We start from the raw sequence: 17,367 nt of genomic DNA, 5'->3' as shown, positions 1-17,367 counted from the left end.
CGCCATGCGATTCACGATTATTTCTACGAAACCCGGTCATCAGCCGCCGCAAAGCAGCTGTGATTTTTATGCCCCGGGCGGCACCATTGGGCGCGGTACGGATAACAATCTGGTGCTGCCGGACAATGACCGCACTATCTCGCGTTTGCAGGCCATCGTTCACGTCGACGCCAGCGGCGAATGTCGCGTCACGAACCGCGGCAGCGTTACCCGCGTGGTATTGAATGATATTCCGCTGGAGCGTGGGCGTCAGGTTGAGCTTCAGGATGGGGATATTCTCGGTATTGATGATTATCGCATTGAAGTCAGCGAACTCATTCATGACACCCAGCCCGTAAGCCGCATGGCGGCCAGCATGCAGCAGGCGCGCCCAGCGGCGACACCTGCTCCGGCGGCACAACCGAAACCGGCCAGCGCCGCGCCTCGCGGAAAAGCTGAACCTACGGCCGTGCCGTCGGAAATCTGGGACAGCCTGATGCAGGAGTTCTCCATCTCCGACAGCATCTCCAGCAATCGGGCAAAGCCACAGCCCGCGGCCTCCCACGACCCGTTCTCCCAGCCTGCGGCCCCGGAGCGGAATGCCGAAGACCCGCTGGCGATGTTCAACGATGCCGATCCGTCGCTTGAACGTAAAAACGTGGACCCGGACACGCTGTTCAGCGATGAAGCGTTGTTTAAAAAAGAGAGCATCTTTGACGATGTCACCCCTTCAACGCTGGTACAGCCGGACGAAAGCAAACCTGCCCAGCCAAAGGAAGAGGCGTCGGATGAACTCGATCCGTTAGCCCTGTTTGGCGGGTCGGCGAGCGCGCCTGCCGCGCGTCACGATGACCCCCTTGGCCTGATGGGCGGCGCGCCGTTAACCCATCCGGATGAAATCGTGGCTGATAAGCTGGAGCCAAAGCCTGAAGCGCAAGCCGCACAGGAAGAGGATGCGCTGGCCAGTTCACCGCTGTTCGATCCGGAACCGACTGAACCACAGGACGCGCCGCGCGCGGAAGAAGAGCCCGCGCGTCCCGATTACGCTGGCTTCACCATGCCAACGCCGCAGGCCGTGGCGCGCAGCAACGCGCAGGCACCGAAAGGCCGCCTGCGTATCGACCCGGTTAAAAACGCTGCATCGCCTGCTGCCTCAGCGCAGACCGGCGAGCGGGGCGAGGTGCTTCAGGGCGAACTGCTGGAGGCGCTGCTGGAGGGCATGGGCCTGAGCGAAATGCAGCCGGTGCCGCAGTTTGACCGGGAAAATATGCGTCAGCTGGGGCAGATCCTGGGCATGTTCTCGCAGGGAACCGTGGCGCTGCTCTCCTCGCGCTCCATTCTCAAGCGCGGGGTGAAGGCCGATATGACCATGGTGCTTGACGATGCCAACAACCCGTTCAAGCTGCTGCCAACCGGTAAAACGGTCCTGATCCAGATGTTCGGCACGCCGATGCCGGGCTTTATGCCGCCGACCAAATCGGTGCGTGATGCACTGATCGATCTTCAGGCGCACCAGCTGGGGATGATCTCCGGTATCCGCGCCATTATCGCCGCTATGCTGCAATCCTTTAACCCGGAACAGCTGGAAGAGCAGGCGAAGCAGAACGGGATGACGTCGCGCCTGGCGCTGCCGGGCAGCCGTAAAGCCGCGCTGTGGGATTATTTCGTTCGCAGCTATGGCGAGACGGCGGGCGAGATCGAGGACGACTTCCATACCCTGTTTGGCGAAGCCTTCCTCCATGCCTATGACATGGAGGTCAATCAGTACAAAGACTCACAAAGCGGATCCGAAGAAAAATGAATATCGCAACGGCTTCTCTCTCCCGCCAGGGGACGCGCGCCAGCAACCAGGATCAGACGGGAGAAACCATTGGGGAACGTTCAGCCTGCTTTGTCGTCTGTGACGGCATTGCGGGCCTGCCGGGCGGCGAGGTGGCCGCTGAGCTGGCCCGCAACAGCATTATTTCCCGCTTTGACGGCGACAAGCACCTGAATGCGCAGCATATTCGTGACTACGTCCAAACGGCGAACCGCACCATCCTCAGCGAACAACAGGCCGTGCAGGACTATCGCCGGATGGGTACCACGCTGGTCAGCCTGTTTATCGACAGGGATTACCGTCTGGCTTACTGGGCGCACGCCGGAGACAGCCGCCTGTACCTGTTTCGCCGCGGCTGGCTGTGGCACGTCACCACCGATCACAGCCTCGTCCAGCAGATGAAAGATGCCGGGCATCAGACCGACGATCTCAACAGCAACCTGCTGTATCTGGCGCTGGGTATTGAGAATGGCGGACCGGAAGCGAGCTACAGCGATGTCGTGCAGGTTGAAGACGGTGATGCCTTCCTGCTCTGCACCGACGGTTTCTGGCACGGCGTCAGCGAAGAGCAGATGAAGCAGTCGCTGCACATGGTCAATACGCCACAAGAGTGGCTGACCTTGATGAACCAAATCATTCAAAAGAATGCTGAACAGGAGGGCAATGCTCAGGATAACTATACCGCCGTGGCGGTGTGGATGGGCAACCCTCAGGACACCACTTTGCTGCATACGCTCTCTGACGCAGCACAATTTCTTCCCTGCGGAACTGATTAGACACACAAGGATTGATATGAAACTTTGGCTATCGGGTTTGGCTCTTCTGACGGTGGCGACCACCGCACAGGCTGAAAACTTCCGCATCGTGCAGTCTCCTGCGCAGAAGCTGGATATCTGGATCGACAACATTAAAGACAATACGCCGCAAAGCTGGTGTAAGGCGGACGTGGCGCTGCGTATCGTGGCGAACGGCAAGAAAGAGGTTTCGGTGCTGGAAAACTTCGTGCCGCGCCTTGGCTCGCTGCTGGAGCACCAGTGCAGCAAGCTGAATACCCTGAACTGGACGCTTAACGATCCGGAAGGCACGACACTTGCCCGGGGCACAGCGGCTAAAGCGCAGGACTGGGCGCTGGTGGTGAAACAGCAGGAAACGGCGGCGGCAACGACCACCACCTCAGGCGCGCTGCTACCGCCTGACCAGAATCCGGAGACGCACACCGTGGCGGCAGATCGTACGCCATGGCAGGAGTTCACCCTTCAGGACGGTTGCCACCTGCGCACCTTCTGGGAGGGCGGTTCCTCCGCGCCAGCGCTGTTTATTCCCGATTCCGACACCACTCGCTGCGGCAACGGCAGCTGGCTCAGCGGCCACACCGTGGTGACGCAGAATCGTAACGGGACGCAGAAAGCGATTCCGGTCACCTACATTCACGGCTTCCCGGTGATGGGACTGAACAACGCGGTCGATCCTGAAAAGGCGCTGATCACCTCCGTCAACAAAGAGCGCATGGTCTTCAGCACCCCGAACAGCGACCAGAGCTGGATGATCCTGCCGTACGACAGCACCCTGAACGGCTGGAAGAGCAACGGCACGGTGGCGGTGGAAATCACCCGTGAGATCGCCAGCGACGACGCCAGACTCCAGGCGCGTATCGCAGAGGTGAAGAAGATCTGGAGCGCATGGATTACACCGGGCGCGGAGCTGAACGTTGTTCTGATTGACACGCTGCGTCCGCAGCTACGCGATCCGGCTGTGGGCGCCTGGCGCGCGGCGAATTAAGGAGGGGCTATGAATACGCTTTATCAACGTCTGGCGGGTGAGTCGATTAGCGACGCGCTGCTTCGCCTGGAAGCCGAAATCAAAGCTCGTCCGGCGGATGCCGATCTGCGCGCTGCGTTTGTGCAGTTTCTGATCCTCAGCGGCAACTGGGCGCGCGCCCTGACCCAGCTGAAAAGCTGGCTGGCGCTGAAGCCGCAGGCAAAACCAACCGTGACGCTGCTGGAGCAGGCCATTCAGGGTGAACAGCAGCGGGCGCGCGTGTTCGCGGGAGAGGTACGACCGGCAATGCCCGAGGCGCAGTGGCCGTGGCTGACCACGTTAGCCCAGGCGCTGACCGAAAGCGCAGGGCATGCGCAAACGCTGCGCCTGGCGGCACTCGAACAGGCCCCGGCAAGCCGCGGGCAGGTCACGCTGGAGAATGAAGAGAGCCACACCTTTGAATGGCTGATGGACGGCGATGCCCGTCTGGGGCCGGTGTGTGAAACCCTGGTCAACGGCCGCTATTTCTGGGTGCCGTTCTGCGCCATCGACACGATCCGTTTTCAGGCTCCGGCCAGCGTGACCGATCTGGTGTGGCGTCATGCTCTGGTCCGCCTCACGGACGGCACCGAGCAGGTGTGTCAGATCCCGGCGCGTTATCCGTTTGCTGACGGAGCGCCAGACAGCGTTAAGCTGGGGCGCACCACCGAGTGGCTTCCACTCGACGATGACGGCACCCTGTATGAAGGCATGGGGCAGAAAGCCTGGCTGAGCGAGCAAAGCGAAAGCCCGCTGCTCACCCTGAGCCTGGTGACGTTCGCCGCGGATGGCGCGGATGAGTAATCCCGCTGGCGAAGGCGATCTGCTGCGCAGCGGCTGGCAGGCCCGCAGCAGGCAGGAGAAAGTGGGGGCACGCGACAAAATGCAGCCGTCACTGCTGGATCGCCTGACGGATAACGATCCGGAAAAAAAACGCGAGTCCGCCAACAGTAATCTGATTACCCACGCCGCGCTGCGTCGTAACGTCCTGCGGGATTTACAGTGGTTGTTTAACACCATTAACCACGATGCCTCCAGCGATCTGAGTGGTCTGACGCAGGTGAGCCGTTCTGTCGTTAACTTTGGCGTCGCGCCGCTGGCGGGGAAAAGAATGTCCGATATCGAATGGCACGACATTCAGCGCAAGCTCACCGAAGCGATTATTAACTTTGAACCGCGGATCCTGCCGCAGGGGCTTCAGGTTCGCTGCGTGTCCGATACCTCCTCATTAGATCTGCACAACGTGCTGTCTATCGAAATCAAAGGCCGCCTGTGGTGCGTACCGTATCCGCTGGAGTTTCTCTTTCGCACCGACGTCGATCTTGAGAACGGCCATTTTGAACTGAAGGATGCGGGGTAATTATGGAAAGCAAACTGCTCGAATATTACAACCGTGAACTGGCCTATCTGCGCGAGATGGGCGCGGAGTTCGCCGAACGCTACCCAAAAGTGGCGGGGCGGCTCGGCATGCGCGGCATCGAAGTGGCGGATCCGTACATAGAGCGCCTGATGGAAGGTTTCGCCTTCCTGACCTCCCGCGTGCAGATGAAAATGGACGCCGAATTTCCACGCTTTTCACAGCGTATGCTTGAGATGATTGCGCCAAATTACCTGGCGCCTACGCCGTCGATGGCGATCGCTGAGATTCAGCCCGACAGCAGCCGCGGCGACCTGAGCAAAGGCTTTATTGTGCCGCGCGGCACCATGATGGACAGCCTGGCGCTGAAAAAAACCGGCGTTACGTGCAGCTATACCACGGCGCACGAGGTCAACCTGCTGCCGTTAAAAATTGAGCGGATCGAGCTGGGCGGCGTTCCCGCCGATCTGCCGCTGGCCCAGCTCGGCCTGAGTCAGCGGGGGATCAGCAGCGCCTTACGGATCCGCATTGCCTGCGATGGCCCGCAGCATCTTGGGCATCTGGATTTTGACCGCCTGGAGTTCTTCTTAAGCGGCCCGGACATCGAGGCGCTGAAGCTGCTGGAGCTGGTGATGGAGCACCACGCGGGTATTGTCTGCCAGACGGTCAGCAAGCAGCCCCAGCGCCAGCTGCTGTCGTCTGACGCCCTGCGTCAGGAAGGCTTTGATGCAGATCAGGCGCTGCTCCCGGACGATCTGCGTAACTTCGACGGCTATCGCCTGTTGCAGGAGTACTTTGCGTTCCCGGCGCGTTTTCGCTTCATCAGCCTGAGCGGGCTGGGCAAGCTGATCCAGCGCTGCGAAGACGAAAAAGCGTTTGATATCTTCGTTCTGCTCGACAAGAGCGACGATCAGCTGGAGCGCGTGGTGGATGCCAGCCACATGGCGCTGCACTGTACGCCGGTGATCAACCTGTTCCCGAAAGTGGCGGCCCGGCAGAAGCTGAGCGAAAGCCAGCATGAATACCATCTGGTGGTGGATAACATCCGCCCGCTGGATTATGAAATTTATGCTGTGAAAAAAATCTATGCCAGTGCGGATGGTCAGCGGGACGACCAGATGTTTCGTCCGTTCTGGAGTACCTGGAGCGGAGACGCGGGCAACTACGGCGCCTATTTTTCCCTGCGCCGTGAACAGCGCGTCCTCTCTGAACACGCGCTGCGCTACGGCACCCGCACGGGCTATATCGGCTCGGAGGTCTTCGTCTCGCTGGTGGATGCGCAGCACGCGCCGTGGCAGGAGAATTTGCGCTACATTTCCGCCGAGGTGCTGTGTACCAGCCGCGACCTGCCGCTGATGCTCCAGCAGGAGCTTGGGCAGTTTATTATGGCCGACTCCATGCCGGTGAAGGCGTTAACCCTGCGTAAAGGCCCGACGCCGCCGCGTCCGGCGCTGGCGGAAGGGTTCAGTACCTGGCGGCTCATCAGCCAGCTGCAAATGAACTACCTCAGCCTGATGGACAGCGAAAACGAAGAGGGCGCTGCCGCGCTGCGTCAGCTGTTAGGGCTGTACGCTAACCTCGCCGAGACGCCGGTTGCCCGTCAGGTGGATGGCGTTCGTCACTGCGTGCTGGAGCCGGTGCACCGCCGCGTGCCTGAACCCGGCCCGGTGGTGTTCGCCCGCGGGATCGGCATCACTCTGACGGTGGACGAACGCGCCTTTTCCGGTGCCAGCCCGTGGCTTTTCGGCAGCGTGCTGGAACGCCTTTTTGCCCGCCTGGTCTCCATCAACAGCTTTACGGAGTTCACGCTCAAGAGCCAGCAGCGCGGCGAAATCGGCTACTGGGCGCCGCGCATGGGTAAAAGGGCGCTGGTATGAGTGAAGTTGCCCCTGCAACGCTGCGCGTGCATCGCCTGACGCCGCTGCCCGATGCGTTCTGGCGCGGAGTGTGCGAGACGCCGTGGCGCTACGATCTGTTTCAGCTATTAAGACGTATTGATGCCCAGGGCGGTGAACGTTACCCGCTGGGGCGCGCGCCGCTGCCTAAATTTGAGCCGCTGCGTATTGGTCAGCAGCCTTCAATGGGGTTTGCGCCGTCAACGGTTGCCGAGGTCCGGCAGCGGGAAGAGAACGGACTGCATGAGGTTTCCATTCTGAGCTTCGGCCTGTTTGGTCCTAACGGCCCACTGCCGGTGCACATGACCGAGTATGCCCGCGAGCGTATTCATCATCATCAGGATCACAGCCTCAGCGCGTTTGCTGACCTCTTTCACCACCGCCTGACGCTGCTGTTTTACCGCGCCTGGGCGGACGCGCAGCCTGCCGTTTCACTGGATCGCGACGACAACAGGCGCTTCGAAGGGTATCTTGCATCGCTGATTGGCATGGGTCAGCCCGGCCAGATGTCGAAAGGCAGCCTGAGCCCGCATGCCCGCTTTACTCACGCCGGGCACCTGACCCGCCACGGGCGGGACCCGGAAGGGCTGGAGAAGATCCTGCGCAACTATTTCAACATTCCGGTCAGGTTGGTGGCCAATGTACCGCAGTGGATGCCGCTCTCAACGCGGGAGCAGGCACAGCTGGGTGAGGGGCGTCGCCTGCCGCGCATGGGGGAGTCCGCTTTTCTCGGCATTGCGGTACGCGACGTGCAGCATAAATTTCGTCTTGAGATTGGCCCGTTGAGCGCAGACGAATACAACCGTTTTCTGCCGGGCGAAGGGTGGGTCACCGAGCTGCGCGACTGGGTGCGACAGTACGCCGGGGTGGAATTTGAATGGGAAACACGGGTGATCCTGCGCGCCGATGCGGTGCAGGGCGCCACGCTCGGCAGCGCCGGGCGATTAGGGTACAACACCTGGCTGGGCCTTCAGCCTCAGCCTGTTCCGCGTGGCGATCTGGTGTATCGCGCAGAGCGATAATCCTTCCGTATACCGAATCATTGTTAATGGAAACTAACATGTCAGAAATTAGCCGTGCCGTGCTTTTCGGCAAACTGGATACGCTGTTATTTACCTCTCTGGAAAGCGCGACTGCCTTCTGTAAGCTGCGCGGCAACCCGTACGTTGAGCTGGTGCACTGGCTGCATCAGCTGATGCAGCAGCAGGATGGCGATCTGCAACAGGTCATCCGTCACTTCGCCCTTGATGAACAGCAGCTGACGCGCGATATCGTGGCGGCTCTGGATGCCCTGCCGCGTGGCGCGAGTTCCGTCTCTGATCTTTCCGAGCATATCGACAGCGCCGTCGAGCGCGCATGGGTCTACGGCTCACTGAAGTTTGGCGTCAGCCGCATCCGCGGCGGCCATTTGTTGATCGGCATACTGAAAACGTGGAATCTGGCTAACGTGCTGAAAAGTATTTCGGCGCAGTTCACCCGTCTTAACGTCGAGGTGCTGATCGAGCAGTTCGACGCTATTTGCGCCAGCAGCAAAGAGAGCCAGCAGGCCGCCGCCGCTGCGGACGCAGCTGCCGGGGCAGTACCGGCTGCGCAGGGCACGCTGGCGCAGTATGGTCAGGATCTGACGGCGCGCGCCCGGGATGGGAAAATTGACCCGGTGGTGGGGCGCGATGAAGAGATCCGCCAGATGGTCGATATTCTGATGCGTCGTCGCCAGAACAACCCCCTGCTGACCGGGGAAGCTGGCGTCGGGAAAACGGCAGTGGTGGAAGGGCTGGCGCTGCGTATCGCTGACGGCGACGTGCCTGAGCCGCTGCAAAACGTTCAGCTGTGGCTGCTGGATATCGGCATGCTTCAGGCCGGAGCGGGCATGAAAGGGGAATTTGAGGCGCGCCTCCAGGCGCTGATTAACGAGGTGCAGTCCAGCGCCACGCCGATTATTCTGTTTATCGATGAGATCCACACCCTGATTGGCGCTGGCGGCCAGCAGGGCACCGGCGATGCCGCTAACCTGCTCAAGCCTGCCCTGGCGCGTGGGCAACTGCGCACCATTGGCGCGACCACCTGGGCGGAATACAAAAAATACATTGAGAAAGATCCGGCGCTGACCCGCCGTTTCCAGACCGTACAGGTTCACGAGCCGGATGAAGCGAAAGCTGTATTGATGCTGCGCAGCACCGTGTCGCCGCTGGAAACTCATCATCAGGTTTTACTCCTCGACGAAGCGGTCAGCGCGGCGGTGAAACTGTCGCATCGCTATATTCCTGCGCGTCAGCTGCCGGATAAAGCGGTGGCGCTGCTGGATACCGCCTGCGCGCGCGTGGCCGTCAGCCAGAGCGCGCCGCCTGCCCAGCTGGAAGACTGCCTGCGTCATCTGGCGGCCCTGGACGTGGAGCTGGAGATTGCCGAACGTGAAGCGCGCGTGGGGGCGGGCGATCCGGCGCGCGTGGCGTCATTAAGCGCCGAACGTGACGCGTTCGAAACCCAACGCGAGGCCCTGGCTCGTCGCTGGGAAGAAGAGCGCACGCGGGTGCAGGAAATTATCCGTCTGCGTGCCGCACTGTTTGCGGCGAGTGATGAGGATACGGCTGAACTGCGCGGCCAGCTGGCAGAACAGCAGCAGGCGCTGAAGACCTTACAGGGTGACGAACCGCTGCTGTTTGCCGCGGTCGATGAAAACGTGGTGGCTGCGGTGGTTTCGGACTGGACCGGGATCCCGCTGGGCCGGATGGTGAAAAATGAGATCGACGCGGTGCTGAACCTGGCTGATACGCTGAACCAGCGGGTTATTGGTCAGCGTCACGGTCTGGATCTGATTGCCTGTCGGGTAAAAACCTCGCGGGCGAAGCTTGACGATCCGAACAAACCGGTCGGCGTATTTATGCTCTGCGGGCCGTCCGGCGTGGGCAAAACCGAAACCGCGCTGGCGCTGGCGGAATCGCTTTACGGCGGCGAGCAGAACGTTATTACCATCAACATGAGTGAATTCCAGGAAGCGCACACCGTTTCGACGTTAAAAGGTGCGCCTCCGGGCTATGTGGGCTATGGTGAAGGCGGCGTCTTAACCGAGGCCGTGCGCCGCCGTCCCTACAGCGTGGTGCTGCTGGACGAAATTGAAAAAGCGCACCCGGACGTGCACGAGATCTTCTTCCAGGTCTTCGACAAGGGCTGGATGGAGGACGGCGAAGGGCGTCACATTGATTTCCGTAACACCATTATTATTCTGACCTCTAACGTCGGCACCGAGCTGATCGCAGCCATGTGCGCCGACCCGGAACTGATGCCGGATCCTGACGCGTTAAGCGGCGCCCTGCGCCAGCCGCTGCTGGAGGTGTTTCCGCCTGCGCTGCTGGGCCGCCTGCTGGTGGTGCCGTATTACCCTCTGAGCGACGAGATGCTGGGGCAGATTGTGCGTCTTCAGCTCAGGCGCATTCAGCGTCGTCTGGAAGAGAATCACAATATTATTTCTGAATTTGACGACAGCGTGGTCGAACAGATTGTTCAGCGCTGTACCGAGGTTGAGTCGGGCGGGCGTATGGTGGATGCGATTCTGACCAATACGTTGCTGCCTCAGATGAGCCAGATTTTACTTACCGCCAGCCGCAGCGACGAGCAGTACCGACGTCTGCATGTCACCTGCGAGCAGGGCGAGTTCCACTGTCAGTTTGCCGCGTAATAATCATCAAGAGAACTGTAAAAGATGACGGATAATGATAACAATCGGACTGTCCCAAACGCGCTCCCGGTCGGGTACCGTTTCAATGAGTTTGAGATAAAAGAGGTGATTGGCGGCGGCGGATTCGGCATCGTCTATCGCGCCTGGGATCACCAGCTCGAACGCACTATCGCTATCAAAGAGTTTATGCCTTCCTCCCTCGCCGTGCGCGGCGAGGATATGACGCTGGTACTGCGCAGCGAGCGCTTCGGCAAAGCGTTTTCTGCCGGTCTGAACAGCTTCATTCAGGAAGCCCGCCTGCTGGCGCGCTTTAACCACCCGAACCTGCTGAACGTGCTGCGCTTCTGGGTGCAAAACGACACGGCCTATATGGGGACGCTGTTTTACAGCGGCACCACGCTGTCGCGTCTGCGCGAAGAGAAACCGGAGCTGATTAACGAGGCGTGGATCCGCCGCATGCTGCCAATGCTCTTCGGCGCCATCAAAACGATCCACGATGAGGGCTACCTGCACCGCGACATCTCGCTGGATAACATTCAGATTCAGGATAACGGTCTGCCGGTGCTGCTTGATTTCGGATCGGCGCGCCGCACCATCGGTAATCTCTCGGATGAGACGGAAACCATGCTGCGTCCGGGTTTTGCGCCTATCGAGCAGTATACCGACGACAATGAAAGCGAGCAGGGGCCGTGGACGGATATCTACGCGCTCGGCGCCGTATTGCGCACCCTCATCGTCGGCTCTCCGCCACCGGTCAGCGTGGTGCGTTCGATTCAGGACACCTGCAAACCACTGGTGGAGCTGATGCCGCAGGGGTATTCCATTCCGCTGCTTCAGGCCATCGACAAGGCGCTGGCGCTGCATATGGAAGACCGTCCGCAATCTATCGAGGAGTTTGCGGCGCTGATCGAGATGCCCGTCGCCGGTATCGACGAGGTGCTGACCGCGAAGAAGACCGGCACGATGCTGGTGCCGGTGGAAGAGGAGACATCTGCTTCCGCGCTGGACTGGCGACGTTACAAGCTTCCGGGGCTGGTGGCCGCGGGCGTGCTGGTTGGGGTGGTTGCCGGTGCGATGCTGTTCGGCGGCGGCAGCCAGGAAACGCCAGCGCAGACGGCGCAAACCCCTGCCGTGAGCCCTCCGGCTGAAACCTCCGCCGCAGCGGAAACCAGACCAGCAACGGCCGACGTGAGCGAGCCGGTAGCGCCACCTGCTACGGCGCAGCAGAGTGCGTCGTCTGTCGACGCCAGTCCGGTCGCGCTGGTCTATATCCGCATGCTTGATGGCGAGACGCTGAAGGTGAACGGCGAGCCGAAAGCGCTGCGTCCAGGGAATAACGGTTACGCATCGCTGAAATTGCCTGCGGGCGAGACCCGCATTGAACTGGAAGGCAATGGAAGAACGCGTACCCAGACGCTGGATATTGCGAAGCCAGGCACCTGGCTGGTGAATCCGTAAGCCTGCGGGTAACAGGACGGAGCGAATGTATAACATCAAGTTTGTCTATCTGTTCCACGAGAACGTCTCGCCAGCGCTGTTTGCGAAAATAATCCGCCCGTCCGTTGCCGGACAGTGGATTATGTCGGTTCCCGACCATTCGCTGCGCTCGTTCTTCACGCGCTACGATCTGCTGCGCACGATCACCGGTGCGAATCCTTATCAGTCCGGGCGCGATACCCGCACGCTGATCGCGCAGGATTTAGAGATGGGCAGAGTGGTTGCCATTGACGAAAGTTTTCGTGACTGGTCATCAGTAACGGAAATTTTTTATATCAACGCCAAAGGGCAACTCCAGGCTGCCTCGCTGGTCGGCCTGGGCTGGTATCCGGTGAGTACGATTGTTGACCGCTACGAAACCTTGGTGAGAACGTACGGATCTCGCCCTGCGCCAACGGTACTGCCAAAACAGGTAGTGAAATCTAAAACGGCACAGGTGCCGGATGAACCTACTCCCGGCAAGGACGGTAAAACCTATGCCGGGCAGCTTCAGAATATGACCAAAGCAGAACGCTGGCAGGCGCGTAAGGATCTGATTGCGAAGGGGAGCAATAGCCTTTATCCGGATGCCCAGATCGCCGCGAAACGTCTGGCAGCGAATAATATCGCGGTGGAAAAAGCGAAGCTTGCGGAAAATATTTATAAGACCGTGAACCCGCTGGAAACCACACCGGGCGTGCCGGAGGGATGGACAGATATCAGTAATGACGATGCGCTGTTAGGAAAGTTCGGGCTGAACAAATCCATGCTCTTTGACGATGATACGTCCCCCAATTTTCTGGCGCGCGTCTATCAACCGAAGCCGGAAGTGTTTGGTGCAGATATGAACCCCACGCTGGTATTCAGGGGATCGCGCGAGCCTGGTTTCGCCTCTCTGTCTGAGAATGTCTCCTCTCTACTGACCAAAGGGGAACTGGCGCCGGTGGTAAACGGGGCTGACTGGTCGAATAACTTCTCACAGGGCATGGGTATGGCTTCAGATTATTATAAAAAGGCCGTGAGTATCAGTAAGGAGCTGGCAAGGTCAGGGCAGAATATTGATATTGCCGGTCATTCCCTTGGCGGTGGTCTCGCCTCTGCAACCTCTATGGGCAGCGGGAAAGCGGGGTGGACGTTTAACGCCGCCGGCCTCAATGCCGGAACCGTAGAAAAATACGGCGGTAAGATATTAGGCAGTACGGATAATATCCAGGCGTATCGGGTTGAAGGTGAACTGCTGACGAAGATTCAGGAAGTTAACCCCTGGGAAGATCTGAAAACGATGAAAGGGCATGTCCCTTCGTGGATCCTCAAAGAGGAAATCTCTGCACTGAGCCCTAATGCTGCCGGAATACCCCATGATCTTCCCGGTGGAAACGGAAGCGCGCTGGACCGCCACGGAATTAATCAAGCGATTGATTGCATAGAGCAACAGAAGGATGAGGATATTTCGATAATCGGGAGTCGATTGTGAAAAAAGGGTTGATGGCTTTTGTCGCGTTATGTTTTTTATTCATGATTCAGGGGTGTAAGCAGGATATGGACCTTAATCCACAGGACTACTTCAGCGGCCAGCAGCTTGAACTGGCGAAAGCGATTGAGGAAGGCGACGTCGATGCGGTGAAGACGCTTGCGCCAGACAGCGACCTTAATCAACCAGGAAAGCAGGATATGACCCTGCTTTTCTGGGCCCTTGGCAACGCAATTAATGATAAAAAAACGTCGAGCCATTTAAAGGTGATTACGTTGCTAGTTAAGGATGGCGCAGATCCGCTCCAGCCTCGACCGCAGGGAAAAAGCAGTCCTGCTGAATTTGCCCTAAAGGGAGACAGTGCGGACTGGATCGACGCGATGTTGGACGGTGGCCTCTCACCCAACGTGAAAGATAAGGTTTTCCACGAACCGATCGTCTTCCAGTCGCTTAAAGCGAAAAATACAGAGACGCTGGAAGCCATGCTCGATCGCGGTGCTGACGTCAACTCAACCAACTCACTGGGTAAAACGCTGGTGTTTGATGCGCTGGATAACCAGGCTTACGATCATGTCTTGTTGCTGCTCGATCGGGGAGCGGATCCGTCAATTAAGGCCAAAAATGGCTGGTCGATGAGCAATGCGCTCGCGGACGCGCTGAATGGACTTGACCGAGGCAGTGAGCAATACGAGAAATTAAACGAAATAAAAGAGAAGCTCATCCAGAAGGGGGGCGAATGGCCACCCGCGCCGGTTAAGTGATTGCTCAACTGTCATGAACGCCAGAGATAAGGTTTTCGTTTTCTGGGGATGCATGGATGCCCTGGCCATTGTGCTCTATTGTGCCCAGTCCGTGCGACATGACAGAATCCCTTTTATTTCCGATATACACGCCTTCAGTACGGTTGTGAACACGCTGTCTGCTGGTGGGTATAGCGCTCTGGTTATTCTTTTCTTTATTCTCGATTTCTTGTTGTTGCTCTCTTTTATTGCCTCAGCATGGTGCTTCTTCGCCCGGAATTTATACGCGAGAAGACTGGCGCTCTACCAGGAAATACTGCGTCTGGTTGGATTTCGCTACTCAGTTTCCCTTTTTCCCCTGGTGTTAAGTTTCACGGGCGTGATGAATGTCTGGCTAAATGGCTTTTTGTTCTTTTTGTCAGAGTTTCTGAAAATCTATTCCCTGTGGATTTATAAATATGAAGGGGAATGGCCCCCGGTTAAAGAGTAAGACGGCCAACAACCAGAACATTCACGTTTAAAAAAACCTTGCGTTAAAAATACTCTCAGCATAAACCATTACGGAATAAAGATTATGCTCAACCGAATTACCGTTCAGCTCCCGGTTGAGGGGCTGCTTTTCTGGAAACTCTCCGGCCGCGAGGCGATGTCGGAGTCGTTCGCGCTGACGCTGACCCTGCTCGGCACGGATGCGCGCATTGACCGCAGCAGGCTGCTCGGTCAGCCGGTCACGGTGACCATCCCCACCCAGAACCTGCTTACCCCCCGCTATATCAACGGCAAGGTGACGCGCGTGGCGGTGAGTGCCGTGGAGCTGACGGGCACCCGCTATGCGGTCTACCAGCTGACGGTGGAGCCGGACCTGTGGCCGATGAAGCGCGACCGTAACCTGCGGATTTTCCAGGGCCAGACGGTACCGCAGATTGTGAAAACCCTGCTGGGTGAGCATCAGGTTAACCTCGAAGACAAACTCACCGGCAGCTACCGGGTGTGGGACTACTGCGTGCAGTATCAGGAATCGAGCCTGGACTTCATCAGCCGCCTGATGGAGCTGGAGGGGATTGCGTATCACTTCAGCCACGAGGCGGACAAGCACACCCTGGTACTGACCGACGCCGCGACGCAGCATCAGCCGTTCAGCGGCTATGAGGTCATTCCTTACCATCAGACGCCGTCCGGCGGCAGTACGGATGAAGAGGGCATCAGCCAGTGGGCGCTGGAGGACAGCGTGACGCCGGGGATTTACAGCCTCGACGACTACGACTTCCGCAAGCCGAACGCGTGGCTGTTCCAGGCGCAGCAGAACCCGGCGTCACCGAAACCGGGCAGCATCGACGTGTACGACTGGCCGGGCCGCTTTGTGGAGACAGGCCATGCGGAGTTCTACGCCCGCATTCGTCAGGAGCGCTGGCAGGTGGAGCATCAGCAGATTCAGGCGACGGCCACGGCGGCGGGCATTGCGCCGGGCCACATCTTTACCCTGACCAACGCGCCATTCTTCAGCGATAACGGTGAGTATCTGGTGACGGCGGCCGGGTATCACTTCGAGGAGAACCGCTACGCGAGCGGCGAGGGGGAAACCATTCACCGCACCGATTTCACCGTTATCCCGGCGGCGGTGTCGTACCGTCCGGCGCAGAGCACGGCGTGGCCGCGGACCTACGGCCCGCAGACGGCGAAAGTCGTGGGGCCGCAGGGGGAGAGTATCTGGACGGACAAATATGGCCGCGTGAAGGTGAAGTTCCACTGGGACCGTCTGGCGAAGGGTGACGACACCAGTTCCTGCTGGGTGCGTGTCTCCAGCGCCTGGGCGGGCCAGGGCTACGGCGGGGTGCAGATCCCGCGCGTCGGCGATGAGGTGGTGGTGGACTTTATCAACGGTGACCCGGACCGACCGATTATCACCGGGCGCGTGTATAACGAGGCGAGCATGCCGCCGTGGGCGCTGCCGGCTGCGGCGACGCAGATGGGCTTTATGAGCCGGACAAAAGACGGTTCCGTGGACAACGCCAACGCCCTGCGCTTTGAGGACAAGGCGGGCGCAGAGCAGGTGTGGATCCAGGCCGAGCGCAACATGGACACCAGCGTCAAGAATGATGAAACGCACAGCGTTGGCGGCGCGCGCAGCCATTACGTGAAGAAAAATGAGCTGCATCGTGTTGAAGCGAACCAGATCCAGGCCGTGAAAGGCGGAACCGAGATCCTGACGGGAAAAGGCAAGCTGGATGCAGCGGTAGAGCAGTATGTCATTGCTTCCGGGACGAAGCTGCGGCTGGTCTCGGGTGAGAGTGCTATTGAGCTTAACGCTAACGGCAAGATTAACCTGATTGGCAAAGAGTTTAACTTTTTCGTTGAGGGAGATGGGTATATCACCACGGGTGGTAAGCTGCATCTGAATACCTCGGGAACCAAGCCGGGCACAACGGCTCCGGGATCGGGGCATAAAGGGGATATTGATGCGGCGGTGCAGGAGAAGTTTTCTCCAAATAAAAGTGCTAAGAATCCGGCTCCCGCAGTTTCAGCGCCAGCAGCATCCAGACCAAAACCAACAACAAAATTTGCAGCAGCTCCACCATTAAAAGGGAGTTACGTTTATCAAAATAATTCCTACAACTCTGATGTGATGCCCTTCAGTGAAGATGTAGTTAAGGAAATCAATAAGTCACCAACGCTTCAGACACAATTAAAAGATCTAAAAGATAAAGGGTGGGCTATCCAGCCGGGAGCCGCAGGAGGGGGGAGTTACGCTGATACTAATAACAAATTGATTGTCATGGACCCTGAACACATGGAGGATACAGCCACAACTGTGCAAACTCTGGCACATGAGGCAGGGCATGCAACTTATCCTGTTGCGGTAGATGCTTCGAGTAAGGAAAACTTCATCAACAGCCAGCTTATGGATGAAGGTGGAGCAACGCTGAATAACATTAAAATACAACGCGAGATCCTTGCAAACGGCGGTATTGATATTGATATAGCGGGAAGTGCCGAAAACCTAAAAGCATATAATTCTGCATATGATAAAATGGTGAGCGGTGAGTTATCTCGCATTGATGCAGCCAAAGCAATAGGAAAAGTGTATGGTAAAGGCGAAATAGCCTCAGGGACTAATTTAAATTATAATGATTACTATGGAGGATTCTATGGAAAGTAG

The 17,367-nt window shown here is 58.5% G+C and carries 13 protein-coding genes; all 13 read left to right on the top strand.

The features are described 5' to 3' along the window. The first annotated feature begins 4 nt into the window (after positions 1-4). The 13 genes from tagH to ACQG11_RS22920 all read left to right on the top strand — a co-directional run bounded on the left by tagH (position 5) and on the right by ACQG11_RS22920 (position 17,367). Positions 5-1,780 (top strand): type VI secretion system-associated FHA domain protein TagH, encoded by a 1,776-nt coding sequence (gene tagH / locus ACQG11_RS22980; RefSeq protein WP_426728873.1) that lies wholly within the window; start codon positions 5-7, stop codon positions 1,778-1,780. Further along, positions 1,777-2,574 carry a PP2C family protein-serine/threonine phosphatase gene (locus tag ACQG11_RS22975; protein WP_003859969.1) on the top strand — a complete coding sequence of 266 codons (798 nt, stop codon included), beginning with the start codon at positions 1,777-1,779 and terminating at the stop codon, positions 2,572-2,574. The genes tagH and ACQG11_RS22975 overlap by 4 nt, the downstream gene beginning before the upstream one ends. Before the next feature lie 16 nt (positions 2,575-2,590). Next, positions 2,591-3,577: a hypothetical protein gene (locus ACQG11_RS22970; protein WP_023300322.1), complete on the top strand. Its 987-nt coding sequence runs from the start codon at positions 2,591-2,593 to the stop codon at positions 3,575-3,577. A 9-nt stretch (positions 3,578-3,586) separates the two neighbouring features. Then, complete coding sequence (locus tag ACQG11_RS22965) at positions 3,587-4,399, top strand: type VI secretion system accessory protein TagJ (protein WP_022648404.1); 813 nt, start codon at positions 3,587-3,589, stop codon at positions 4,397-4,399. Further along, positions 4,392-4,955, top strand: a complete 564-nt coding sequence (gene tssE / locus ACQG11_RS22960; RefSeq protein WP_015570336.1) for a type VI secretion system baseplate subunit TssE — start codon at positions 4,392-4,394, stop codon at positions 4,953-4,955. The genes ACQG11_RS22965 and tssE overlap by 8 nt, the downstream gene beginning before the upstream one ends. Positions 4,956-4,957: 2 nt before the next feature. Then, entirely contained in the window at positions 4,958-6,829 is a 1,872-nt protein-coding gene (gene tssF, locus ACQG11_RS22955; RefSeq protein ID WP_225303294.1) for a type VI secretion system baseplate subunit TssF, read from the top strand. Next, entirely contained in the window at positions 6,826-7,869 is a 1,044-nt protein-coding gene (gene tssG / locus ACQG11_RS22950) for a type VI secretion system baseplate subunit TssG (protein ID WP_063151978.1), read from the top strand. Before tssF ends, tssG begins: the two co-directional genes overlap by 4 nt. Before the next feature lie 38 nt (positions 7,870-7,907). Then, entirely contained in the window at positions 7,908-10,523 is a 2,616-nt protein-coding gene (tssH, locus tag ACQG11_RS22945) for a type VI secretion system ATPase TssH (RefSeq protein WP_426728872.1), read from the top strand. Positions 10,524-10,547: 24 nt separating this feature from the next. Beyond that, positions 10,548-11,981: a serine/threonine protein kinase gene (locus tag ACQG11_RS22940; protein WP_426728871.1), complete on the top strand. Its 1,434-nt coding sequence runs from the start codon at positions 10,548-10,550 to the stop codon at positions 11,979-11,981. 25 nt (positions 11,982-12,006) lie between these two features. Continuing rightward, on the top strand, positions 12,007-13,473 hold the full coding sequence (locus ACQG11_RS22935; RefSeq protein WP_426728870.1) for a phospholipase: 1,467 nt from the start codon (positions 12,007-12,009) through the stop codon (positions 13,471-13,473). 11 nt (positions 13,474-13,484) lie between these two features. Further along, entirely contained in the window at positions 13,485-14,231 is a 747-nt protein-coding gene (locus ACQG11_RS22930; protein ID WP_032624824.1) for an ankyrin repeat domain-containing protein, read from the top strand. A gap of 52 nt (positions 14,232-14,283) precedes the next feature. Further along, positions 14,284-14,700 (top strand): hypothetical protein, encoded by a 417-nt coding sequence (locus tag ACQG11_RS22925; RefSeq protein ID WP_022648397.1) that lies wholly within the window; start codon positions 14,284-14,286, stop codon positions 14,698-14,700. Positions 14,701-14,784: 84 nt separating this feature from the next. After that, on the top strand, positions 14,785-17,367 hold the full coding sequence (locus tag ACQG11_RS22920) for a type VI secretion system Vgr family protein (protein WP_063148594.1): 2,583 nt from the start codon (positions 14,785-14,787) through the stop codon (positions 17,365-17,367).

The sequence above is a fragment of the Enterobacter cloacae complex sp. 372C4 genome, assembly GCF_050030615.1.
GTDB classification, from domain to species: Bacteria; Pseudomonadota; Gammaproteobacteria; order Enterobacterales; family Enterobacteriaceae; genus Enterobacter; species Enterobacter intestinihominis.
This window is presented reverse-complemented; position numbering and strand designations above follow the sequence as displayed.